This is a genomic window from Cellvibrio sp. (genome assembly GCF_039207905.1).
Classification (GTDB): domain Bacteria; phylum Pseudomonadota; class Gammaproteobacteria; order Pseudomonadales; family Cellvibrionaceae; genus Cellvibrio.
In genome coordinates, this window is the sequence record NZ_JBCECX010000006.1 from 160,462 (window position 1) to 183,304 (window position 22,843).

Below are 22,843 nucleotides of genomic sequence, written 5' to 3' on the forward strand. Positions count from 1 at the left end.
TGCTATTTTTTTGCTTCTTTTTCGAGTAGCAGTGTCCGCGTTTTACTGATTTTGTCGTGGATTGTTTGGCGTTCGGGGTTGGTGTACATCAACCAATAACCGGCGCCTAACAGGCCAAGTGAGAGTGGCGCGCAGAGAAAGCGGATAATGCACTTCGTGTAGCCAGGGCAATTGAGATCGTTGTTATTCACGACCTTCATTCGCCAGGTTTTCATTCCCAAGGTTTGCCCGGACTTGTGCCAAAAATAACAAAAGAAATAGCCAATCGTTAGTATCCAGCCAATAAAAACAATTACCCCGAATATTCCCCAAGTTACTCGCTCACCTGTTGCCGGTACACCTTTAATAGCTACGTTAACTCCTGTCATTACAGCACCATATAAAATGCTGACGGCCATCAGCAATAAGCTGTCATACACCATAGCGGCGAATCGACGAAGCAAACTGGGAGTGGCGTATTCGATTTTTTTTTCAGTATCCATGAGGAGTGGTTTCACACTTTAAAATGCAGGGCCCAAGGCGTGGTGGCGGTAACGGTCTGGCCAAGGCCAATATAGCCCTGACCTTGTAATGGCAATTCTTCGCGGCGCAAATAAATCGGCGCTTGCTCATCGACATACACATAAGTGCCATTGGTTGAGTGATCAACCAGCACATATTTGCCGCGCCGAAATTCAATGTGGCAATGTTCGCGCGATGCGAATTCGGTTTCGATTAACAGTTGTGATTTGTGCGGGTCGCGTCCGATTTGAAACGGAGTTTGTTCCGGTAGTAACTCAATCGTGCGGTCATTCAGCACTAGGCCCAGTTGGAATTTATCAACGAAGCGGGTGACATCGTGAATCGGCATCACCATGGTGGCGCGGTTGTCTTTACCGGTGTGTTCCCATTCAAGGCGATAAATCAGCGTCTTTTCGGTTTCGCCTTTGATGTTGATGCGATCAAACATTTGGCAGTCGCGGCGCAGGGTGCTTTCAAGCACATCGACGACGGATTGGGTGAGTACAATCTGGTTGGCGCGGGCGATGCGCGCAACGCAGGCGGCATCATTTACTCTATCGCCAAAAACGTCGTTGGTGGTGATGAGTACTTCGCCGTAGGCGATCCCGATACGAATGCCCAAATCTTTGAGGCGGGGTTCTTTGATGCTGCGCTGTTGGATGGCGATGGCGGCTTCACAGGCCTGATTGACCTCGTTAAAACGCGCCATAATTTCATCGCCGATTGTTTTGACCAGAGTCCCTTCATGGACGATGGTCAGTGCCGTCATAAAATGCACGGCTTCATCGATAATCGCTTTGGCTTCTTCGTTGCCCACCCGCTTATAGAGTGCCGAACTTCCGGAGACGTCGGCAAACATAATGGCTTGGTGTTGGCTGTGTTGGCTCATGCGATCCGGTAACGTTCAGGCGACTTATTGGGCGCACATGATAAGCGCTTTAGGTTACCGGCGCAAAATATCTACACCTGTGTTTGACTTAGGCCAACACCGCCTTATACAAGTTAAACAGTGAAATCCCGCTAATTAACAAGCCCACCAGAATCAACAGCGTCCGGGTAGAAAACTTCTTGCACGCGTAGGCTGCAAAGGGCGCCGCGAAAAGTCCGCCGATAATTAAGCCTGCAACAACGTGCCAGATGGTTTCATCGACCAAAATGAACAATGAAGCGGCACTGGTTAAAGTCAGGAAGAATTCAGCGAAGTTAACTGAGCCGATAGTGGTGCGTGGATCATGGCCGGTACCAACCAGGGTGGTCGTAACTACTGGACCCCAGCCGCCACCGCCTGAGGTGTCTACAAAGCCACCTAATAAAGCCAGTTTGGCAACGTGCTTGGGTTCGCCTTTGCGTGCAGCAATGTGCTTGCGGAAGGCTTTGCTCAAGACGTAAATCCCCATCAGCAATAAATAAACGGTGATAAACGGCTTGAGCGTGCTGCCATCGATTTGTGTTACCAGGACTGCACCCAGCAAGCCGCCGACGATCCCGGGAACAAGCAGGCGCAAGAATAATTTTTTATCCACATTGCCGAATTTGGCGTGGGAGATGCCGGAAACACCAGTCGTGAAGACTTCGGCCATATGCACTGAAGCGCTTGCGAGGGCAGGCGATGCACCGGTCGCCAGCAGGAAGCTGGTAGAGGTTAAGCCGTAAGCCATGCCGAGTGCACCATCAACGATTTGCGCTAACAAGCCGACCAGCAGGGCGTTCCAGAACATGGAATCATCCAGTGTGGTTTTGATGCTATCCACGCCTTCTTGCCAACTGCCACCAAACAGGTGAATAGCACCTAGTACCACCAAGCCAATCAAGGTCAGTGCGGCAAACCAGATAGCAGTGCGAATAACGGGATGTAAGGGAATTTGTTCAACCGGAGGCAAACCCAAGGCTTGGTGTTCCTGGTTGAGAGGACTATCAGATAAATCGAGATCGCGAATTTTCATTATGGTGTCCAGTTGTCTGGTTGGCCTGGGGGGTATTGTTGGCACATCAGTAGCTTTGTGAGCTTGGGGCGCATCCTAGCTATGTGCCTTAAGCTTGGGAAATACTTAGTTTTTATGTGCTTATAACTTTCTGTGTGAGTGCATTTGGTTCTAAGCAAAGACCAAAATAATCCTTCTCCAATGTTTGGCCGCGACCTACCATAAGCCCACTCACACACGAGTGTATTTATCAGCGTATTTGGAAGCCGAAGGAGGCGAGAATGAGCTTACGTTTAGGTGACGAAGCACCGAATTTTGTTCAGGAGTCCACGCAGGGCACTATCGATTTTCACCAATGGCTTGGTGATGGTTGGGGCGTATTGTTTTCCCATCCGGCAGATTTCACTCCAGTGTGCACCACCGAACTGGGTTTGACTGCCAAACTCAAAGACGAATTTACCAAGCGCAATGTGAAAGCCATTGCGTTGAGCGTTGATCCGGTCGATTCACACAACAAGTGGATTAACGACATCAACGAAACCCAATTGACCCAGGTTAATTTCCCGATCCTTGCGGATGCCGATCGTAAAGTCGCAACCCTGTACGACATGATCCATCCAAACGCTAACGCCACCTTGACCGTGCGTTCGCTGTTTATTATCGATCCAGCGAAAAAAATCCGCCTTATCATTACTTACCCAGCAAGCACCGGCCGCAACTTTGATGAAATTTTACGTGTGATTGACTCGCTGCAACTGACGGAGCATCACAAGGTGGCAACTCCAGGTAATTGGAAGCCGGGTGAGGATGTAGTGATTGTTCCGGCGCTGCAAGATCCGGAAGAAATCGCACGTCGCTTCCCTAAAGGCTACAAGGTGGTTAAACCCTATTTGCGTTTAACGCCGGATCCGCGCACGTAATTTTAATTGGTTATGCAATAACTCCAGTCAGGTCATGCACTAGTTTTACTGGATTTATGAATCACAACGACAAAGGCACTGGATGTGCCTTTGTCGTTTTTTTATTTATCGTTTTTCGGATTTAATTTCATGACAACAAAATACATTGTCGATGCCAATTACCGTTTTATTGCGGCTTATCAAGAAGTGAATGCGCGCATTAATCAGCGGCAACAAGCGCTAGCACTTTACGTCACGCTAGTGGTGAGTTTGTTGGCTGCCTTGGTTGCGCTTAAACCCGGAGAGGGAAATGCGGAGGTGCCGGTTGAATGGCTGGTGGCTGGGTTTCCGGTGGCTTCTATTTGTCTGGCATTTTTGAATTACAAAGCAGAGCGCGCGATAACGAATTTACGCCGGTTTTTATCGGCGCTGGAACAGCTTAATAATGCGCACGAAGAGTTGCCCAGCTACAACACCCATCCCAAGTGGGCAGTCGGCGCTAATAAGGCGCGACGTTTCCATGATTACGCCTCCGCCGTATTGGTTGCCGGTGGCAATGCAATTGGTTTGGGTGCTGTTGCAAAAATTTATCCTGAACGGATTGGCGATGCACCGCTTGCATTGTGGCTGTCTGCCGCTGTTGCAGTTATCTCGGTCATTATCCTGTTGGTTACTCCGCGTTGGAGTTATACGCCAAAGCAGGAGAATAAATAATCCTGCTTTTTGAGTGCGGGCGTCGCCGTGTGATTTTACGCGCGTCTGCACATTGCTCGATAATAAAAACAATGTTGTATTTTCCACAAGACTAATCCCTCCCTGAAAAAATTTCCTGTTGATAAGCAAACAAAATGACTGCTTATAAAGCAGCAAAAAACGTTTGATATCCCGCAAAAAATTCTTGTATTAACTGCGACTGGTTTTTGTAAGTCACGCAAATTCAATGTGTTACGTAAAAATAAATCGATTTCATCACTCTGGCATAGATGCTGCAAAACACCTGCTAACAGAGGGTTTTTATTTCAGTACACAATGCTGTTTAAAGGCTTGCTCATTGTTGTAATTTCTATCGCCACAAGCGATTACTGTTGACCCCGTAAGGGGTAGGGAGAATTTATGAGTGCCCACGCTTACTCTGAACCTTATAGCTACGATCGCCGCCATGCGCGCAATCTGCTACGCACTAATGCGCCAGCACCTGCGCCGCGAAAATCTGCGGACATTGTGACGCTAATTCCGCGTGAATTTAATCGCGATAAAAACATTGAATTGGTTTACCCGAAGTACAAAGGTGCTTTAGGCCTATTCACTTTATTGCTAATTGTCGGTTTGCATTTTGCGACCTTTGCGTATTTCTATTTCAAGCCGGAAGTGCCGATTACCCAGGCAGAAATTCCGCCGATGACAGTGGAATTGTATCGCCCGCCGGTTGATGAGCCTCCGCTGCCACCGAAGGAAGAGCTTCCACCGCCTCCTCCAAAAGTGGAGCCACCAAAGCCGGTACAAAAACCGAAAGAAAAAATTGCAGAACCAAAACCGGTACCGGTTGTAGAGAAGGCAGTTGAGCCTCCGCCACCACCTCCGCCGCCTGCGCCACCACCGATTACGCCAGCGACTGCTAACCCGGGTTACTTGCGCAATCCAGCTCCGGAATATCCAGAGCAAGCAGTAGAGCGCGGTTGGGAAGGTACAGTTATTTTGAACGTGCATGTGTTGGGGAATGGCAAGCCAGACAGCGTAGAAATAAAAACATCGAGTGGCCGTAAGGTGTTGGATACCGCAGCCGTTCAAACTGTAAAGCGCTGGTCATTTGTACCGGCAAAACAGGGTGAGACACCGGTCGAGTCCTGGGTTGAAGTGCCAATTGATTTCAAACTGTCCAATTCATAATTTACTAACTCGAAGCGTAAATAGAATTGCAGTTGATTAAGTGAATATTATTTATCGTTATTTTTTAAGGTGTATTTATCATGTCTGAGTTGTACCAACATATCGTTGAATGGACCCTGTGGACCCTGATCGCGTTTTCAGTGATTACCTGGACCCTGATTGTTATTAAAAGTATCCAGCATATTTTGCTGTCGCGCCAAAATCGTCGATTTACCAAAACATTCTGGAGTGCACAGGATCTGCATGCAGCTGCCTCTTTGGAAAAATACGTAGGTGCCACTGCGCGTGTTGCTGCTATTGGTTTCCAAACCTTACGCAACGCCGATTCAAATGCAGCGAATGATTTGGAGCACAGTTGGGATCGCCAGGATTTACTGGAGCGTCATCTGCGTCAGCAAATCCAAAAAGAGCGTCGCTCTTTGGAAAATGGTTTGGCAGTTTTGGCGTCTATAGGCAACACCGCACCTTTTGTGGGGTTGTTCGGTACTGTGTTCGGGATCATTCAAGCGCTCACTGCAATTACCGCGAGTAAATCAGCCAGTATTGAAGTAGTAGCTGGCCCGATTGGTGAGGCATTGATTGCAACTGGAATCGGTATCGCCGTTGCTGTGCCTTCAGTGCTCGCTTACAACTTCTTCCTGCGTCGGGTGAAATTAATTGCAGCTGATCTGGATGATTTTGCTACGGATTTTGTCAGCTTGGTGCAAAAAGCGGGCTTCCGTATTAAAGCAACTGCACCGGTATTGAAAGCAGGGCAGGCGCAACCTGCGCGTGATCTGGGTAAATCTGACAGTGGTAAAGAGGTGTTTGCATAATGGCGATTTCAAGCGGTGGCGATAGCGATGATATCCTGAGTGAAATCAATATCACGCCAATGGTTGATGTGATGTTGGTATTGTTAGTGGTGTTTATTATTACAGCGCCACTAATGACCAACGCCATCAAGGTGAATTTGCCTGATACAGATGCGACAGTGCAAATAGAAGAGCCGAAAAAACCAGTGGTGGTAAGTGTTGATGAACAGGGAAGAATTTTTCTCGATAAAGATGAATATTCTCTTGATGTTATTGAAAGTGAATTGGCAAACCGTAAAGCGCAAGATCCGGAGATTCGTTTGAATTTGAACGCGGATGAAACAGTTCCTTACGGTACAGTCGCCAAACTCATGGTGTTAATTGAGAAGGCGGGTATTGAGCGTTTGTCGTTCATCACCGAACGAAGAAGTTAGTTTTTGTAAAAATACCTTAATGCTGCAAAGGAAACACTTTAACAAGGATGTTGGCGTGTTATATTTAGAACCTTGTTGTATATAGGGTTCATGTATTTTGTCAAATATCCCGCACAGGAAAAAATTGGTCGTTGTTGGCTGCGGAGCTGCAGCAACACTTTTGTTGGCAGCCTTGTCTGAAAATATTTCCACGCCGTTGGATATTTATTTAGTCGACGATAATCCAGCAGTGCCACTCGGCCTTGCCTATTCAGCCAGTCACCCTTCCTTTATCCTCAATGTTGCTGCCAAACGCATGGGGGCTTATGTTGATAAGCCTGATGATTTTTATCATTGGTTAAACAAACACCCCGAGCAATGGCGTCATCTTCATGGCGATTTTGCTGCGATAAATTTTACGCCTGATGATTTTGCACCGCGCATGATTTACGCCCAATATTTGCGCCAGGTATTCGCATGCGCTATAGCGCAACTGGAGCGTTCTAATTCGTGCGTGACTCGTCTGGCAACGCGTGTTGTCAATATGAGTTCAATCACTGGTAATGATACTGCTGGTGCCCCGGTAAAAATTGTCCTCGCTAATGAGCAAACGATAATTGCTGATGCAGTTGTCTTTGCAACCGGCAATCATCCCGCATCGCTGGATATCGAGAATGATCGGGATGTGTTTTATTCACCCTATGCTGCTGGATTTTTACAGCAGGATTGGGCAGCGCTTAAAAATGTGGCGGTAATCGGCTCCGGGTTGGGAATGGTGGATGCAGTCCAATTTATTATGGGCCAGGGCTTCACAGGAAATTTCCATGTGTTTTCCCGCAACGGTTTGATTCCGCTTGAACACAAACGCGACCATTCGATTCCCGATGGTATCTTCCCTTTGGAGCTGGCTGCTAACGACGCTCTCAGCGCGTTACGGCTTGTGCGTCGCATTCGTCAGTATGTGCGCCAGAATGAGTCTGTGGGTATTGCATGGCAGGATAGCGTTAATCAATTGCGCCTGCAGTTGAGTAGATTCTGGGCGACGCTTTCCGAGCAGGAGCGCGCCCGGATGCATAAATTCATACCTTGGTGGAATGTCCATCGTCACCGTATTCCCGATTGGTCTTATGCGGCGTTAGATGAGTTGCGCAAGCAAAAGCGTTTGCGCGTTCAATCCTGTTGTGTGGAAAAAATAGACGCTGTTACTGACGGCTTTCAATTTGCATTGAAAAATAAAGACTCGCACGGCAGCACAATCAATGTAAGGGTAGAAAAGTTAGTTGTGTGCAGTGGTTATTCTGCAGGCTTTAGGCAGATACAAAAAATTGCTGGCGATTTGATTTCTACTGAGGAGCAACTGATTAAATCTATGGTTGATATCAACACAGAATTTAAAATTTCTGCTGTGCATAATCTTTATGCGATTGGGCCAGCTTTATCCGGAATACTATTTGAAACCACTGCTATACAAGAAACCCGGCAGCAGGCGGGGAAAATAGCAACAGCTATTACCAGGTTAGTGTAATTCGCAGTTTGTTCGGTTTTTGCTAGTCGTTAAAGATTCTTCCGCAGAGTAAACTGAAAGCCCACCAATTAACGGTGGGCTTCTCCAGCTTCTTAGCCAGCGTAACTGGCATTCAGGTGTTGCACTTCATCCTCTTCTTGCTCGCCTGCATCATTAACGCGGCTAAAACTTGTATCAGCAAGCAATCCATGGCGTTTTAACAGGGTGCGCATTACGTTGCGTGAAATGCCCAGCAAGGCCGCGCCGTGAACCTGGTTGGAGCGCACATGGGCAAAGGCTTCATGCACAATCAAACTTTCAAGTTTGTCGAAGTGATCGCTATCCCCTTGCTCGGTGAACAGTCTACGCAATTGTTTGGCGATAGCAGTCATAGGATCATCGCTACCACTTGAACCATTACCCGCACCACCATCAGAGCCATTTAGTCCGCCGTGGTGTACACCAAAGCCGGAGTTGCCGAAGGAATGGCTTTGCCCGTTAGTATTGTGTAAGGGTTGATGTACCGGTTGTGGAACCTGTTGATGATTACTCCCGGTACTCCAGCCACCAGTCACTTTTAAATGTGCTGGTTCAATTTTATCGCCGCTGGAAACCAACAGCGCAAAATGCACAACGTTTTCCAATTCGCGAATATTACCCGGCCATGAATAGGTCACCAACAAATCGACTGCGCCTGCAGAAAATTGTGGTTGGCGATAACCCATGCGTTGGCTGTAGGTTTTTAAAAAGTGTTCAGCGAGCGGCAATATATCGCCCGGTCTTTCGCGCAGCGGTGGTAATTTTACTTGCGCGATATTAATCCGGTAGAGCAGGTCGCGACGGAAATGTCCGGCAGACACGGCGTAATCCAAATCAACGTTAGTCGCCACTACAAGGCGCACATTCACCGGAATACTTTTGCGTGAGCCAATACGCACGACTTCTTTCTCTTGCAGCACGCGCAACAGTTTTACTTGCAAGGGCAGGGGCAGGTCACCGATTTCATCGAGAAACAATGTGCCTTCATTTGCCGCTTCAAACCAACCTTCACGCTTCCCTACTGCACCAGTGAACGAACCGGCTTCATGGCCGAATAATTCGCTCTCGGCTAATTGATCGCTGATTGCGCCGCAATTGACGGCGAGGAACGGACCTTTACGTCCACTCAGTAAATGAATATGGCGAGCTACTAACTCCTTGCCTGTGCCTGTTTCGCCGCCGATTAATACCGGCGCTTCGCTCGGGGCAATACGCTCGATATATTCCAATAATGTGGCAGAGATAGGATCGGAGAATACTAACGCCTTAGCTCTCACTGAGAGTGGTTGTGCGTTGCCTCCTTCCAGGGATAAGAGAACCGGTTGTTTATTTTCCTGACTCACGTTGGTTCCTCAACTGATTTTGTGAATAAAAATAATTGCTATTGCGTGCATTCTATTCGCTAAATCAGGGACTTAATAAGGAATTTAAATCTATAAACTTATAACTAATTTACAAAGAATTACGTTGCTTAAAACATAACAAATCGTGATGTTTTCTACGCAAAAAATGTGATTATCAAGCAGTGTTCGGAGAATTTTTTATCAGGCGAATTAAATTGGTGCACAATGTTTTTGGTGCGGTTGTTTTGCGTGCCTAACAAGAGTGGCGTCAATGTTGATTTTGATGCTGTTGAAAAAGAAGATGTGGGTTAACAGGAAAAAATAAAGAGGAAAAAGCGGTGGGCCAGGTGCCCACCGCGAAGATATTTTGAAATTATTTCTGCAGAAATATTTTTGAACTGGTTGGTTTTGCATAAACGTTTGCACCCACACGCAGGTCAAGCGAGCGCTCTTGCGCGCGTGGCAATTCTACGTGCAGTACATCGCTGTTGAGCTGGTGTTGCAGCTCAATACGCAATACCGAGCCAGCGGTGCTAACGTGAGCTACACGCGCGGCAATTGCACCTTCGCTGCTGGTTTCGCTCAGCTCAATATCATGTGGACGCACATACGCGATAGCCGCTTGGTCTTGAACCTGATTGTGCTCAGGCGCAGGCAGCTTGTAATCGCCTATATGGGCCCAGCCATTGTCTACGCGGCTGTGGAATAAATTTACCTGCCCGATAAAGTCGTACACAAATGGACTGGCAGGATTGTTGTAGATGTCATCCGGCGTACCAATTTGTTCGATATTACCTTTATTGAGTACCACAATTTTATCGGCAACTTCCATTGCCTCTTCCTGATCGTGGGTTACAAAAATAGAGGTGATATGTAATTCGTCGTGCAAGCGACGCAACCAGCGGCGCAAATCCTTACGCACTTTTGCATCAAGCGCACCGAAGGGTTCATCAAGTAACAATACTTTTGGTTCTACGGCAAGCGCACGCGCCAATGCGATACGTTGACGTTGTCCACCGGACAGCTGGTGAGGATAGCGATCTGCCAACCAATCCAGTTGTACCAGCTCTAACAATTCATGCACACGCTTGTTGATAAATTCTTTGCTCGGGCGCGTTTCTTTTGGTCTAACTGTCAAACCAAAAGCGACGTTATCGAATACCGTCATGTGGCGGAAGAGGGCGTAATGCTGGAATACAAAGCCCACGTTACGTTCGCGCACGTGAACGTTGGTGGCATCTTCACCGTGGAAATGTACGCTGCCTGCATCGGGATTTTCCAACCCGGCGATAATGCGCAGCAGCGTAGTTTTTCCGCAGCCGGATGGGCCAAGCAAAGCGACCAGTTCGCCGGTAGGGAAATCAAGTGAAACGTTATTCAGCGCAGTAAAATTGCCAAATGTTTTATGTAAATTGCGGACTTGGATGCTCATAGAGTTGTCTCGTAAAAAAAGAGTTTCTCGCAAATAGGGTTTTATTGCGCGCTCGCGGCACGCACTGCCAATTCATGTTCACGCGCTGCTTTCCATTCCAGCAGGCTTTTCAGCACCAGGGTCACTAACGCCAACAGGGCGAGGAGTGATGCTACTGCGAAGGCGGCGGCAAATTGATATTCGTTATACAGAATTTCAATGTGCAGTGGTAGCGTATTGGTTTGCTCGCGGATTTTTCCGGATACCACGCTCACCGCGCCGAACTCACCCATGGCGCGCGCATTACACAAAATCATACCGTAGAGCAGTGCCCATTTAACCGATGGCAAAGTAACTCGCCAAAACATTTTCCAGCCGCTTGCACCTAAAGTAATTGCCGCTTCTTCCTGTTCTTTACCTTGCTCTTGCATTAGCGGGATTAGCTCACGCGCAACAAAAGGAAAGGTGATAAACACAGTGGCAAGTACAATACCGGGTACAGCAAACATAATCTGGATATCGTGATCGCCTAACCAGGGGCCAAAAAATCCCTGACGGCCAAACAACAGCATATAAATCAAACCAGCAATAACCGGCGATACAGCAAAAGGCAAATCGATCAAAGTAATAACAAATTGTTTTCCGCGGAAATCAAACTTGGCAATGGCCCATGCAGCAGCCAAACCAAAGATAACGTTACACGGAACCGCGATACCGGCGGCAATCAGTGTCAATTTGATCGCATGAGCTGCTGCAGGTTCAGTAATCGCAGCAATATACACTTGTGTACCTTTGGCAAAGGCTTCGCTGAAGACAACTACTAAAGGTAAAAATAAAAACAATGCTAAAAAAGTTAATGCAACACTGATCAAGGTAATACGTACCCAGGTTGCTTCGTTGGTCGCTGCATGGGCAGCGCCCGTTTTACGTGATTTCAATGATGAAACAGCACCGGCCATGATTAACCTCCTGTGCGCTTGTGGCTCCAATGCTGGAGCAAGTTAATGAGCAATAACAGCACGAAGGAAAATATCAACATAACCGTGCCTAGTGCAGCGGCACCGGCGTAATCAAATTGTTCGAGCTTGGTCATAATTAACAGCGGGGTGATTTCAGTTTTATACGGCATATTTCCGCTGATAAACACTACAGAACCGTACTCACCAATTGCGCGCGCAAACGCCAACGCAAAACCGGTTAACAGTGATGGCAAAAGGGCAGGTAATAAAACTCGTCTGAATGTTTGCAGGCGCGATGCACCTAAACTGGCTGCTGCTTCTTCTACTTCTGATTCAAGATCAGCAAGAACAGGTTGTACGGTTCGCACCACAAATGGCAAACCAATAAACGTAAGTGCGACAGTAACGCCGAGCCAGGTGTAAGCAATTTTTATATCCGCTAACCAGAACCATTGGCCAACCCAACCTTTGGTTGTGTAGAGGGCTGTCAGTGCAATACCGGCAACAGCTGTAGGCAATGCAAATGGCAAATCCACCAATGCATCAATTACGCGTTTACCAAAAAAATCGTAACGCACTAATACCCATGCGACGATCAAACCAAATACAAGGTTGATACTGGCTGCTGCGAGTGAGGCGCCGAAGGTTAATTTGTAACTGGCGACTGCGCGCGCGTTACTGACAACTGCCCATAAATCAGTCCAGCTAAGTTCAAGGGATTTAAGCACAAGGCCTGCGAGTGGAATGAATACAATCAAACTGGCGTAAAGTGCGGCGAGTCCGATGGACAAACCAAAACCGGGCAGTACCGATTTTTTTACCCAGGGCTTTTTGGGTTTGGGTAAAGGCGATGTTGTTAACACCGCAGATGCTATCTCACTCATGAACAACTCTCTTTATAGTACCTGTGGTCAGGAAACCGGGTCACCCCCTCCCGACCTCCCCTTTAAAAAGTGGAGGAGCCAAATACCCTCCCGTGTTAAGGGGAGGGTTAGGGTAGGGTTATTGATAGATTTGATCGAAGATGCCGCCGTCACCAAAGTGGAACGGTTGTGCTTTAACCCAGCCACCAAAATCGTCGATAGTTACCAATTCCAATTTAGGGAAAGTTTTAGAAAAGGCTTCAGCAACTTGTGGATCACGTGGACGGTAGTAATGTTTTGCAGCAATGTTTTGGCCTTCTTTGGTGTAAAGATACTCAAGGTAGGCTTTAGCAACTTCTGCGTTGCCATTGTTTTTTGCGTTCTCATCAACTACAGCAACTGATGGTTCAGCCAAAATCGACAAGCTTGGTACCACGATTTCAACTTCGTCTTCACCCAACTCGTTAACCGCAAGGAAGGCTTCGTTTTCCCAGGTAATCAATACATCACCGATTCCGCGTTGTACGAAAGTTGTAGTTGAGCCACGAGCACCGGTATCCAATACGGGAACATTTTTAAACAGCTCACGAACAAATTCTTTTGCACCGGCATCGTCTTTACCTTGCTTCTTGGCGTAAGCCCAGGCTGCAAGATAATTCCAACGTGCACCACCAGAAGTTTTTGGGTTAGGGGTAATTACTTCAACACCTTTTTTAACCAGATCATTCCAGTCTTTAATATTTTTTGGATTGCCTTTGCGTACCAAGAACACAATTGTTGAGGTGTATGGAGCGCTGTTTTGTGGCAACTTGGTTACCCAATCTTTCGGCAGCAGACCAGCAATGTTAGCGATAGGATCGATATCACCAGCGAGTGCGAGTGTCACTACGTCTGCGCGCAAGCCGTCAATTACCGCGCGCGATTGTGCACCTGAACCACCGTGAGATTGATCTACGCGGACGTTATCACCGGTTTTTTCTTTCCAGTGTTTAGCGAAAGCAGCGTTAAAGTCGCGATACAGTTCGCGGGTTGGATCGTAAGATACGTTTAACAAGGTAACGTCTTTTGCAAACACGCTACCTGCGATAAGGCTTGCAGCAATGATTGCTGCTGATTTGCTAATAAATCGTAAATTCAATTTCATGATCGTTCTCTCTCAATGGAAATCTGGTTTTTGCTCAATAGAAATCTGGTTTTGGTGCGCCCTGTTTGCGGTGCAAACAGGGCCAGGAAGCGATTGAATTAAAAACGGAAATCAAGACCTAAAGCTGCCGTTTTATCGGTCGTGCTCTTGGTACTGATTTTTGCGTCTCCTTCGGCTTCTACGCTAGCGAAGTAACCAAATACGCGTGTTGCTGAGTTAAAGTTGTAATCCAAACCTACCGCGATACCTTCCAGATCTACATCAGCATAAAGCTCGTTGGTTGGTGTGGTGGTTGAACTGGCGTATTGGATTTTTGCAAGCCATGGACCAGCAATTTTCCATTGGGCATTCAAGATATAACCATCTTGTTCTTTGAAGGCATTACCTGATGCGCCGTCCCATTCAGAGAGTGGGTTCAGACCATTTTGTGCACCGAGCGTTGTACCGTTGGTGCCTACGAAAGTGGACAATCCACCCAGGCTATCAACATCTTCATGACGCTCAGCAGTTTGATAAATTGCACCGAGTTTTACCGGGCCAAGGGTGATTTCACCAATTGCGCGCAATGCATCGGTTGTTGCAACGTTATCGTCGTAGCCTAAACCTACAAACCATTTTGCCTTACCGTAAGTAACCGATACTGATTTACCTGATGCAAAACCATTGTCGTCTTGTTGGTTAGTTGCGCTTACCGGAACGCCAGTTTCTTCTGCTTGAATTGCTGCAACGTTTAATTCCAAACCGCCAAACCAGATAGGTGAGGTGTATTGAATAACGTTATCAGGACGGTTTTCACCAACAATAAAGGTGCCGATATCAGCTAAAGGTGAGTCGTTAAAACGATCAACATCGCTGCGCAATACAGTGTTGGTTTGCAGGGTTTTTAATGGAGTATCGTTTTTACCAACGAGCAATGAACCCCAATCGCCACGGATGCCACCAAAAATATTACGTTGGGTTAATTCACGGCCGTTGCTGTTGGTGCCGTTGTCTACGTCAACACCATATTCCAAGCGATAGAACACAGTGATATCGGCTGATGCATCAAAATCACCTTGGATGCCCAAGCGTGAACCGGTGCTTTCTACCGCGAAGGTGTCTAATTCAGTTGTCACACCGGTTGCACCGACGTGTGGGAAAGTCGTACCACCAGGAGTGGTAGGATTAAAATTCAGTTTTTCCAAATCATATTGATTTGCGGTTAAGTGGATTTTTCCGTACAGCGTTGGAAAACCCGCGAATGCATTGGCTGACAGTGCAACACCAACGGCTACCGTTAATGCGTTGCGTTGAAACGATTTTTTTGCAGCGAGTGATCGCACAACCGACCACGTATTTTTTAATGACATGCTAATCTCCAAAAATTTATCATTCACATCCGGATAACCGGTCAGTGTTTTTCGTTTGTTTTAAATTTTAATGAGAGCTTGCTGACTACTTAGTGTTTACACTTTTTTCCCAGCGTTTTTTTTCGCGGCGTTCAACTTGTACAACTTGCCCGTTGTGAACTTGAATTTCCAATGAGCCAAATTGAATTAATGCCAGTTGTTGTTTGATTTCTTCCAATACATCTTCTGGAATTGCTGCCTGCCCGGTGCGGTGAGTTTCCATAATGTTTCTCTATTACTTAACTTGTTGCTTTAGGTTATTCAGGTGATTCCTGAATGTTGTCGCCATCATATTCATGTGCCATTAAAACTAAAAATACTGATTTTTTATTAGCTTATAACGTTGATGTGATGGCTATAGGCACCAAGGCGAGAAGCTCAACCCTATGGCTACGCGTCCTTGCGCAGCAGGGTGGGGAGGCATCCAAAAAGAATGGTGAGATCAGGTTTAGAAACGGAAATCCAAACCAACGGTGAGTACGCTATCGGTAACAGCTTGGGTGCTGATTAAAGCATCGCCCTTGCTCTCAACTTCGGCGTAGTAACTGAACAGGCGGGTTGCTTCGTTCAATGCGTAATCCACACCAACGGCAAGCGCATCAAGATCAACATCGCCATAGGTTTCGTTGGTAGGAGTTGAAGTGCTGGCGGCATATTGGAATTTAGCTGACCATGGGCCGGCAATTTTCCACACACCATTCAATACATAACCATCTTGTTCCTGGTAGGCAGTTCCGGCAGCGCCATCCCATTCAGAGAGTGGGTTCAAACCGTTTTGTGCGCCCACGGTAGTGGTGTTGGCGTTAACGAAGGTGCCGAAGCCGCCGAGGCTGTCGTAGTCTTCATGGCGTTCTGCTTTTTGATAGATCGCGCCAAGTTTGACCGGGCCAAGGGTAACTTCACCGATTGCGCGCAAGGTATCGCTGTTCACTACGTTGCTTTCGTAAGCAGCGCCCACGAACCAGCTGGTTTTGCCGTAGCCAACAGAGACAGACTGGCCAGAGGCGAAGTCGTTATCGTTTTGTTGGTTGGTCGCGCTTTGCGATACGCCGGTTTCTTCGCCCTGAACTGCAGCGATGTTAATTTCCAAACCGCCGAGCAACACTGGCGATGTGTACTGGATAACGTTGTCGACACGGTTTTCGCCTACCAGATAAGTGCCGATATCAGCCAATGGTGCTTCGTTGAAGCGGTCGATGTCAGTGCGTTGTACTGCTGGAACGTAGCCATTTTTTACGATGGTGCCATTGCGGCCAGCCAGTGAGCGCAGTGGGGTATCGTTTTTACCGGCTAACAAAGCACCCCATTCGCCGCGGATACCACCGAAAATGTTGCGCTGAACCAGTTCACGGCCATTGCTGTTGGTGCCGTTGTCCGCGTCCACGCCGTACTCAATGCGATAAAACACATTTACACCGGCAGCCGCATCAAAATCACCTTGCACACCCAAACGTGAGCCGATGCTTTCTACGGTGAAGCTGTCCAGTTCAGTAGCAACACCGGTTGCGCCCACGTGTCTGTAGGTGGTGGCGCCTGGTGCAGTGAGTGGGAATTCCAGTTTTTCAAAATCGTATTGGCCTGCGGTTAATTGCAGTTTTCCGTAAAGGGTAGGGAAGCCCGCAAATGCATTGGCAGAAAGTACCAAACCAATGGCAGCACCTAGTGCTGTGCGAGTAAATGAATTATTGATGTTGTGCGTTAATGACATGCTAATCTCCGAAAAATGACGTATCACTTCCGGTGATCCGGTCAGTGTTTTATTTAAGTTTTAAATGCGTGTGTAAGATCAAAGGGTGTAACGGTTACTTCATTTTTTTACTGCTATAAACACTGTGACTATCGAGAAAAGCTGTGACTATCGAGCGTTGACGCTTTTATCCCAGCGCTTTTTTTCTCTGCTTTCCAACTGCACGACTTGGCCGTTGTGAATTTGTATTTCAACCGAGCCATAACGAATTTGCGCTAACTGCCGTTTAATTTCAGCCAGCACATCGTCGGCGGTATTGGTAATCTCTGGACGATGGGTTCCCATAGCGTGCCTCTCAAAAATGAGTGAATGCGTTATTCAGGTGTCGTGCAAAAGCATTATTTCCTGAAGTTGGCGCAATCATATGGATGATCTTTTAAAACGAAAAATACTGATTTTTTATTAGCTTATAACGATCTTTTTGCGGGTTATGCGAAAAGCGTATTTATCAACACTTGCATGTTTGATAATCAGCAAATTCATTTTTAAGGTGTTTAAAAAACAACACTCGCGCTTGGCGAGTGTTGTCGTTGATTTGTTTTTAATCAGAATGTGTTGGTATTGCGATGGGTATTACTTGGCGTAGATTTTGTCGAAAACGCCACCGTCACCGAAGTGTTCAGGCTGTGCTTTGCTCCAGCCACCGAAATCGCTAATGGTGGTGAATTCAATTTTCGGGAAGTTCTTCGCAAACTTGGCTGCTACCTGTGCATCGCGTGGACGGTAGAAGTTTTTCGCTGCGATTTCTTGGCCTTCTTTGGTGTAGAGGTACTTCAGGTAGGCTTCTGCCACTGCAGTGGTGCCTTTAGCAGATGCATTCTTGGTTACTACTGCAACCGGTGGTTCGGCAAGGATTGAATAAGATGGATAAACGATGGCGATATCATCAGTGCCTGCTTCCTGGATAGCCAAATGCGCTTCATTTTCCCATGCCAGCAGCACATCACCGATTCCGCGTTGTACGAAAGTAGTGGTCGAGCCACGCGCGCCTGAGTCGAGAACAGGAACGTTTTTGTAGAGTTTTTTCACAAACTCTTGTGCTGCAGCATCACTGCCTTCGTGCTTCTTGGCATAACCCCAAGCCGCGAGATAATTCCAGCGCGCACCACCAGAAGTCTTAGGGTTAGGTGTAATCACTTCCACACCGGATTTCACCAGATCATTCCAGTCTTTAATTCCTTTTGGATTTCCTTTGCGTACCAAAAATACAATGGTAGAGGTGTAAGGAGCGCTGTTACTTGGTAGCAGTGATGCCCAGTTATCTGCAAGCAATTGTCCTTTAGCGAGCGGATCAATATCTCCCGCCAATGCAAGAGTCACTACGTCTGCTTTCAAGCCGTCCAATACCGCGCGCGCCTGACTACCAGAGCCGCCATGGGATTGTTCAACTTTTACATCATCACCGGTTTTTTCTTTCCAATGTTTTGCAAATGATGCGTTGAATTCGCGATAAAGTTCGCGAGTTGGATCATAAGATACATTGAGCAAGGTAACGTCTTTTGCCCAGCTCGCAGAGGTGAGCAAAACAGTTGCCGCAAATAACGCAGCGCGTTTACTTAACAATTTCATGGCGTTTCCTTAATAGAAAATAAATAGGTAAAAATAAATCTATAAATTAAATCTGCATTGACTGCGCTGATTTTTGATTTTCCCTAAGCTCCACGTTTTCGTGCGGAGAATTCCTGGGTAATTCCACTAAAGCCAGATCTATGCCAGATATCCCGCAGCAATAGTTGTTTAATTAAAAACACTTTGTTTTAAGCGGCTAACGATTTTGCATAAGTAAAGGTGATAAGGGATTCAACGTGATTCGCTTTCGGTGATCGCTGATTTTTTAACGACTTAAAGCGTGATAATTATTTTGTCGTTTAAGTTGGTTAAAAAAGTCTTAGTTTTTTGGTGTTTAAAAATAAACTCTTTAGTCGAATTTGATTGCTGTTTTAAGAGCAATTGCAAAATCCGGATTGTTTAAATAGAAACAAATTTCAATTGGATCTCCTGAGTTGCTTGGGTTGCGACTATATGGAAGGGTATTTGCTGGATGGAAAGATATTTGCTGGGCGAGCATATAACGCGTTTTTTTATAGGGTTGTAGAAGTCGATATAACCCTGACTTTAGTGCGGGTTTATCGCACTGTTGTATGTGGGCATTAAAGAAAGGTAAATTGTCCGTAACTGAGAAACTTTCGCGTTATGTTGTGGGTCGTAACCCGATAGCCTAATTTGCCAGCGATGCTGATTTGATCGGCGCTGATTCGCTTCTAATAATTTTATTCTGGTGATGAATGACAGGTTTGTTGAGTAAGTTCAAAGCACATGTAAACCTTGCCTCGCTATTAGCCTCATTAGCGGGCGTAGCCGCTTCTCCTGCATTTGCGCAGGCTGTATCGGATCGAGCGGAAACACCACAGGTGCAAGCACAGCTTGTAGCCTCAGTGGCAAATGTTCATCCCGGTGCGGAAATCTATCTCGGCGTTAATCAAAAAATCATTCCCCACTGGCATACCTACTGGATCAACCCCGGCGATTCAGGCAATGCCACGACTATTGAGTGGACTTTGCCAGAGGGTGCAACTGCCAGCGATATCATCTGGCCAGCGCCCAGCCGCTTTTCCATGGGGCCAATTACTAATTACGCCTATGAAAATGATGTCACCCTATTAACCAAAGTTAGTGTTCCCGCCAATGCGATTCCGGGCGAGCAATTCAAGGCGCATGCACTGGTTGATTGGTTGGTGTGTGAAGAAGAATGTATTCCGCAGCAAGTAGAGCTTGCACTTGAGCTGCCAATTGTTGCGGCAGGTGAGCCTGCAGGGGCAGGTGATCCGCGTATTGATCAAGCCCTTGCGCGTTTGCCAGTGGCAAGCCCTTGGGATATTCGCGCAAGTCAAAGTGCTCTTAATGCAGAAACGGGGCAGGGTGAACTAACACTTCACATCGCGTTAAGCGATGCCCAGCTCGCGCAGGTAAAAGACATTTGGTTTTATCCTTACGATTGGGGCCGCATACAGCAGAGCGGCGAACAGCTGCGCAAGCCGGTTGGCGATGGCATCGAGTTAACGATTAAAACCGGTGAGGCGCCGCTGAAACAAGGTGATGAGTTGACCGGTGTGTTGGTTGTCACTGAGCAGTCAGGTGATCAAACAATCGCGCGCGGATTTGAAGTTAAAACCCAACTTCAGCCCGCTGGTGCAAATACTAATTCGAGTATCGGTTTTTTTACTGCAGTGCTGCTGGCATTAATTGGTGGGGTTATCTTGAACCTCATGCCCTGTGTCTTCCCCGTACTTTCCATTAAAGCCTTATCGCTGGTCAGTCACGCCAATCACAGTGCGGCTGAAATTCGTCTGCAAGGTTTTGTTTATACCTTGGGTGTGCTGGCGAGTTTCGCGGTTCTCGCGCTGCTGCTGATTTTATTAAAAGCCGGTGGATCGCAAATCGGTTGGGGTTTCCAATTCCAATCGCCACTCTTTGTATTGGCAATGGCCTACCTGATGTTTGCTGTGGGTTTGAGTTTGTCCGGTGTGTTTTTTGTGGGTGGTTCAGTTGCGGGCGTGGGGTCATCGCTCACCGAAAAGCCCGGTTACAGCGGCAGTTTTTTTACCGGTGTATTGGCCACTATTGTTGCAACACCTTGCACGGCTCCATTTATGGCTGCTGCCTTGGGCTACGCGCTGGCACAACCTGCCGTTAAGTTGCTCGCGATTTTCCTAAGCTTGGGTTTAGGCCTGGCTTTGCCTTATTTATTGCTCACCAGTTGGCCGCGCTTGCAGCGCTGGTTGCCGCGCCCCGGTGTGTGGATGGATCGCGCCAAACAATTCCTCGCATTTCCTATGTATGCCGCTGCGATATGGTTGGTGTGGGTGCTGGCGCAACAAGCGGGAGTGAATTCCATTGTGATCGCGCTCGGCGGTATGTTGCTCATCGCACTGGCAGCTTGGTTGTATGACAGTACGCTAGTCTCGTCCAATCGCGTTAGGCGTGCAGGAACACTGTCGGCCTTGGCACTGGTCTTGCTCTCATTGTTTACCGGCTATGTGGGTGTGAATTCCAGTGTCGCCACTGCTGGTCTTGCAACAGCGGATGCAGCAGCAAACGTTGGTAAATCAGCAGAAAAAAATTGGGAGCCGTTCAGCGAGGCACGGTTAGCAGAATTATTAAATGAAGGAAAACCCGTTTTCCTCAACTTCACTGCGTCCTGGTGTATCAGCTGTTTGGTGAATGAACGTGTGGCCCTGAGTGATGCCAAAGTAAAAACAACATTTAACGATAATGGCATTACTTATCTGAAAGGGGATTGGACCAACCGCGATCTGGAGATCACCAACTTCCTGAAAAAATTCAATCGCAGTGGTGTTCCGCTGTATGTGTTTTATCCCGCAGGAAAAGCCGGTGAACCTGCAGAGTTACCCCAGATTCTTACGCCGGACATTGTTATCTCGGCGGTAACCAATACATCGTCCCATTAATTTTCTAAAGGAGTAACAGACTATTAACAACCATTTTTTCGTAACGCTAACCTTTAAATTTTAGTCATTACCATTGATAGGAGTTCATTATGTCATTCTTAAAAATTGCAGCAGCCAGTCTCGCGTTTGCGTTTGTATCTTCACAGGCTATGGCCGAACCGGTTATCGATAAAGCAGCACCAGCTTTCTCCGGCAAAGCGGCTGATGGCACTACTATTAATCTTTCCGATTACAAAGGGAAAACAGTAGTGCTTGAATGGACCAACCACGATTGCCCTTATGTAGTTAAGCACTACGACCAAAGCGGTAATATTCCTTCACTGCAAAAAGCTGCCGTTGCTGATGGCGTAGTCTGGTTGCAAGTCATTTCTTCTGCCCCAGGCAAACAAGGTAATGTAGACGGCACCACCGCAATCAAACTGAATGAGAAGCGCGGTGCGACTCCAACCAATACCATCCTCGATGCCGATGGTTCCATCGGCAAACTCTACAATGCCCAAACCAGCCCGCACCTTTTCATTGTTAATGCAGAAGGCACCTTGGTTTATAAAGGCGGAATCGACAGCATTAAATCCAGCAAAGCTGCCGACATCCCTAAAGCCACTCCATACGTAAAACAAGCTCTGGAAGCTCTGGCTGCCGGTAAAAAAGTACCAAACCCAAGCACCGCGCCATACGGTTGCTCAATAAAATACGCGAGCTAATCAATTAGTCTGCGTTACCAATAAAAACGGGCCGCATCACGGCCCGTTTTTATTTCCCCTCTATATCTACCCACCATCGTAATACCCCGTAATTCCCGCTGGCACGAATCCCCGCAATAGTCTTTAATATCGGCTAGTGATAACCGGCTGGCGCCGTATATCAATGGTTGATTTTAAATAAGCAATCGCAAAACTAGCGAAAACAGTAACTTGGAGTGATGTTTTGGTCCCACCAATAATGGGTGATATACGGCACAAGCCGGGTTTGTAGTTTCTGATAACTACATTTGCCAAAATAACCATATGATTTTTATGGGGAAGTTTGCTCCAAACGAAATCATTCAAAAATGATAACCGGCTGAGTGATATACGGCTTCAGCCGTCTAATAAACTGTTATGAAATCAGACTTCGGAGTAATAATTGAAAATTAATAGTTTAGGAATGTTCTGTGACAACCACGGCAACGACTATGAAGTAATTGAAGAGGTTCAAGAGGTTAGCTATAAACCATTAAATCGGCCGCCAGTTACTCGTGAAGGCTCAAAAAGTTATAAAACGAAGTGTGGAAAAGCCCTTAACTATTCTAATGGGTTATTTATTACTCTTAACAATGTGGTGTTAAAACCCAAACAATCATAGTGCTGCATCAACAGGAATTTAGAAATGTCTGGCGAGAACTATACTGATTGCGTAGAAACAATTAATAAATTAAAACGGCAAGGAAAAATTAGTGAGGCAGTTACACTTCTTATAAAATGCGTTAATGCTACGGAATCGGAGTCAAAAAGGAAAAATTCAACTCCACCGGTTGAAGACAGATTTTCATTTTTAAGTGAGGGGCGCACAGAATCTAGC

22 protein-coding genes are annotated in these 22,843 nt (G+C 46.9%); 9 read left to right on the top strand and 13 right to left on the bottom strand.

Annotated elements, in window-relative coordinates; all coding sequences use genetic code 11:
* Positions 1 to 2 precede the first annotated feature (2 nt).
* From AAGC78_RS05455 to AAGC78_RS05465, 3 genes are all read right to left on the bottom strand, one after another.
* Positions 3 to 482, bottom strand: a complete 480-nt coding sequence (locus AAGC78_RS05455; protein WP_435783033.1) for an RDD family protein — start codon at positions 480 to 482, stop codon at positions 3 to 5.
* An 11-nt stretch (positions 483 to 493) separates the two neighbouring features.
* The gene (locus AAGC78_RS05460) at positions 494 to 1,390 is read right to left on the bottom strand and encodes an adenylate/guanylate cyclase domain-containing protein (protein WP_435783034.1); all 897 of its coding nucleotides are present in this window, start codon (positions 1,388 to 1,390) and stop codon (positions 494 to 496) included.
* Positions 1,391 to 1,478: 88 nt separating this feature from the next.
* The gene (locus AAGC78_RS05465) at positions 1,479 to 2,444 is read right to left on the bottom strand and encodes a sulfite exporter TauE/SafE family protein (RefSeq protein ID WP_435783035.1); all 966 of its coding nucleotides are present in this window, start codon (positions 2,442 to 2,444) and stop codon (positions 1,479 to 1,481) included.
* A gap of 260 nt (positions 2,445 to 2,704) precedes the next feature.
* Here AAGC78_RS05465 and AAGC78_RS05470 point away from each other — a divergent pair, with 260 nt between their 5' ends.
* From AAGC78_RS05470 to AAGC78_RS05495, 6 genes are all read left to right on the top strand, one after another.
* Positions 2,705 to 3,343, top strand: coding sequence for a peroxiredoxin (locus AAGC78_RS05470; RefSeq protein WP_435783036.1), 639 nt, complete (start codon positions 2,705 to 2,707; stop codon positions 3,341 to 3,343).
* A gap of 129 nt (positions 3,344 to 3,472) precedes the next feature.
* Entirely contained in the window at positions 3,473 to 4,036 is a 564-nt protein-coding gene (locus AAGC78_RS05475) for a hypothetical protein (RefSeq protein ID WP_435783037.1), read from the top strand.
* A 399-nt stretch (positions 4,037 to 4,435) separates the two neighbouring features.
* On the top strand, positions 4,436 to 5,209 hold the full coding sequence (locus tag AAGC78_RS05480; RefSeq protein WP_435783038.1) for an energy transducer TonB: 774 nt from the start codon (positions 4,436 to 4,438) through the stop codon (positions 5,207 to 5,209).
* 80 nt (positions 5,210 to 5,289) lie between these two features.
* A complete protein-coding gene (locus AAGC78_RS05485) occupies positions 5,290 to 6,024 on the top strand; it encodes a MotA/TolQ/ExbB proton channel family protein (protein ID WP_435783039.1) in 735 nt (244 codons plus the stop codon).
* Positions 6,024 to 6,437: a biopolymer transporter ExbD gene (locus tag AAGC78_RS05490; RefSeq protein ID WP_435783040.1), complete on the top strand. Its 414-nt coding sequence runs from the start codon at positions 6,024 to 6,026 to the stop codon at positions 6,435 to 6,437. Before AAGC78_RS05485 ends, AAGC78_RS05490 begins: the two co-directional genes overlap by 1 nt.
* Before the next feature lie 97 nt (positions 6,438 to 6,534).
* Positions 6,535 to 7,941 carry an FAD/NAD(P)-binding protein gene (locus AAGC78_RS05495; protein WP_435783041.1) on the top strand — a complete coding sequence of 469 codons (1,407 nt, stop codon included), beginning with the start codon at positions 6,535 to 6,537 and terminating at the stop codon, positions 7,939 to 7,941.
* A 92-nt stretch (positions 7,942 to 8,033) separates the two neighbouring features.
* Here AAGC78_RS05495 and AAGC78_RS05500 read toward each other — a convergent pair whose 3' ends face one another.
* From AAGC78_RS05500 to AAGC78_RS05545, 10 genes are all read right to left on the bottom strand, one after another.
* Complete coding sequence (locus AAGC78_RS05500; protein ID WP_435783042.1) at positions 8,034 to 9,302, bottom strand: sigma-54 interaction domain-containing protein; 1,269 nt, start codon at positions 9,300 to 9,302, stop codon at positions 8,034 to 8,036.
* Between the two features lie 373 nt (positions 9,303 to 9,675).
* Positions 9,676 to 10,734: a sulfate/molybdate ABC transporter ATP-binding protein gene (locus AAGC78_RS05505; protein WP_435783043.1), complete on the bottom strand. Its 1,059-nt coding sequence runs from the start codon at positions 10,732 to 10,734 to the stop codon at positions 9,676 to 9,678.
* Positions 10,735 to 10,775: 41 nt separating this feature from the next.
* Positions 10,776 to 11,672, bottom strand: coding sequence for a sulfate ABC transporter permease subunit CysW (cysW, locus tag AAGC78_RS05510; RefSeq protein WP_435783044.1), 897 nt, complete (start codon positions 11,670 to 11,672; stop codon positions 10,776 to 10,778).
* Positions 11,673 to 11,674: 2 nt separating this feature from the next.
* Positions 11,675 to 12,556, bottom strand: coding sequence for a sulfate ABC transporter permease subunit CysT (cysT, locus tag AAGC78_RS05515; RefSeq protein WP_435783045.1), 882 nt, complete (start codon positions 12,554 to 12,556; stop codon positions 11,675 to 11,677).
* A gap of 118 nt (positions 12,557 to 12,674) precedes the next feature.
* A complete protein-coding gene (locus tag AAGC78_RS05520; RefSeq protein ID WP_435783046.1) occupies positions 12,675 to 13,679 on the bottom strand; it encodes a sulfate ABC transporter substrate-binding protein in 1,005 nt (334 codons plus the stop codon).
* 98 nt (positions 13,680 to 13,777) lie between these two features.
* On the bottom strand, positions 13,778 to 15,028 hold the full coding sequence (locus AAGC78_RS05525) for a porin (protein ID WP_435783047.1): 1,251 nt from the start codon (positions 15,026 to 15,028) through the stop codon (positions 13,778 to 13,780).
* Positions 15,029 to 15,113: 85 nt separating this feature from the next.
* The gene (locus AAGC78_RS05530) at positions 15,114 to 15,290 is read right to left on the bottom strand and encodes a YezD family protein (RefSeq protein WP_435783048.1); all 177 of its coding nucleotides are present in this window, start codon (positions 15,288 to 15,290) and stop codon (positions 15,114 to 15,116) included.
* A gap of 225 nt (positions 15,291 to 15,515) precedes the next feature.
* Entirely contained in the window at positions 15,516 to 16,775 is a 1,260-nt protein-coding gene (locus tag AAGC78_RS05535) for a porin (protein WP_435783049.1), read from the bottom strand.
* 147 nt (positions 16,776 to 16,922) lie between these two features.
* On the bottom strand, positions 16,923 to 17,099 hold the full coding sequence (locus AAGC78_RS05540) for a YezD family protein (RefSeq protein ID WP_435783050.1): 177 nt from the start codon (positions 17,097 to 17,099) through the stop codon (positions 16,923 to 16,925).
* Positions 17,100 to 17,387: 288 nt separating this feature from the next.
* Entirely contained in the window at positions 17,388 to 18,383 is a 996-nt protein-coding gene (locus AAGC78_RS05545) for a sulfate ABC transporter substrate-binding protein (protein ID WP_435783051.1), read from the bottom strand.
* A 716-nt stretch (positions 18,384 to 19,099) separates the two neighbouring features.
* On the opposite strand from AAGC78_RS05545, the gene AAGC78_RS05550 reads away from it, so the two are divergent.
* The 3 genes from AAGC78_RS05550 to AAGC78_RS05560 all read left to right on the top strand — a co-directional run.
* A complete protein-coding gene (locus tag AAGC78_RS05550; protein WP_435783052.1) occupies positions 19,100 to 21,283 on the top strand; it encodes a protein-disulfide reductase DsbD family protein in 2,184 nt (727 codons plus the stop codon).
* A gap of 89 nt (positions 21,284 to 21,372) precedes the next feature.
* A complete protein-coding gene (locus tag AAGC78_RS05555; protein WP_435783053.1) occupies positions 21,373 to 21,987 on the top strand; it encodes a redoxin domain-containing protein in 615 nt (204 codons plus the stop codon).
* 664 nt (positions 21,988 to 22,651) lie between these two features.
* The coding region (locus AAGC78_RS05560; protein ID WP_435783054.1) for a hypothetical protein at positions 22,652 to 22,843 on the top strand (192 nt) is incomplete at its 3' end.

Bases quoted from the DNA above. Each gene is read 5' to 3' on its own strand.
- AAGC78_RS05455 (WP_435783033.1), bottom strand. From the start codon at position 482: ATGGATACTGAAAAAAAAATCGAATACGCCACTCCCAGTTTGCTTCGT.
- AAGC78_RS05460 (WP_435783034.1), bottom strand. From the start codon at position 1,390: ATGAGCCAACACAGCCAACACCAAGCCATTATGTTTGCCGACGTCTCC.
- AAGC78_RS05465 (WP_435783035.1), bottom strand. From the start codon at position 2,444: ATGAAAATTCGCGATCTCGATTTATCTGATAGTCCTCTCAACCAGGAA.
- AAGC78_RS05470 (WP_435783036.1), top strand. From the start codon at position 2,705: ATGAGCTTACGTTTAGGTGACGAAGCACCGAATTTTGTTCAGGAGTCC.
- AAGC78_RS05475 (WP_435783037.1), top strand. From the start codon at position 3,473: ATGACAACAAAATACATTGTCGATGCCAATTACCGTTTTATTGCGGCT.
- AAGC78_RS05480 (WP_435783038.1), top strand. From the start codon at position 4,436: ATGAGTGCCCACGCTTACTCTGAACCTTATAGCTACGATCGCCGCCAT.
- AAGC78_RS05485 (WP_435783039.1), top strand. From the start codon at position 5,290: ATGTCTGAGTTGTACCAACATATCGTTGAATGGACCCTGTGGACCCTG.
- AAGC78_RS05490 (WP_435783040.1), top strand. From the start codon at position 6,024: ATGGCGATTTCAAGCGGTGGCGATAGCGATGATATCCTGAGTGAAATC.
- AAGC78_RS05505 (WP_435783043.1), bottom strand. From the start codon at position 10,734: ATGAGCATCCAAGTCCGCAATTTACATAAAACATTTGGCAATTTTACT.
- cysW (WP_435783044.1), bottom strand. From the start codon at position 11,672: ATGGCCGGTGCTGTTTCATCATTGAAATCACGTAAAACGGGCGCTGCC.
- cysT (WP_435783045.1), bottom strand. From the start codon at position 12,556: ATGAGTGAGATAGCATCTGCGGTGTTAACAACATCGCCTTTACCCAAA.
- AAGC78_RS05520 (WP_435783046.1), bottom strand. From the start codon at position 13,679: ATGAAATTGAATTTACGATTTATTAGCAAATCAGCAGCAATCATTGCT.
- AAGC78_RS05525 (WP_435783047.1), bottom strand. From the start codon at position 15,028: ATGTCATTAAAAAATACGTGGTCGGTTGTGCGATCACTCGCTGCAAAA.
- AAGC78_RS05530 (WP_435783048.1), bottom strand. From the start codon at position 15,290: ATGGAAACTCACCGCACCGGGCAGGCAGCAATTCCAGAAGATGTATTG.
- AAGC78_RS05535 (WP_435783049.1), bottom strand. From the start codon at position 16,775: ATGTCATTAACGCACAACATCAATAATTCATTTACTCGCACAGCACTA.
- AAGC78_RS05540 (WP_435783050.1), bottom strand. From the start codon at position 17,099: ATGGGAACCCATCGTCCAGAGATTACCAATACCGCCGACGATGTGCTG.
- AAGC78_RS05545 (WP_435783051.1), bottom strand. From the start codon at position 18,383: ATGAAATTGTTAAGTAAACGCGCTGCGTTATTTGCGGCAACTGTTTTG.
- AAGC78_RS05550 (WP_435783052.1), top strand. From the start codon at position 19,100: ATGACAGGTTTGTTGAGTAAGTTCAAAGCACATGTAAACCTTGCCTCG.
- AAGC78_RS05555 (WP_435783053.1), top strand. From the start codon at position 21,373: ATGTCATTCTTAAAAATTGCAGCAGCCAGTCTCGCGTTTGCGTTTGTA.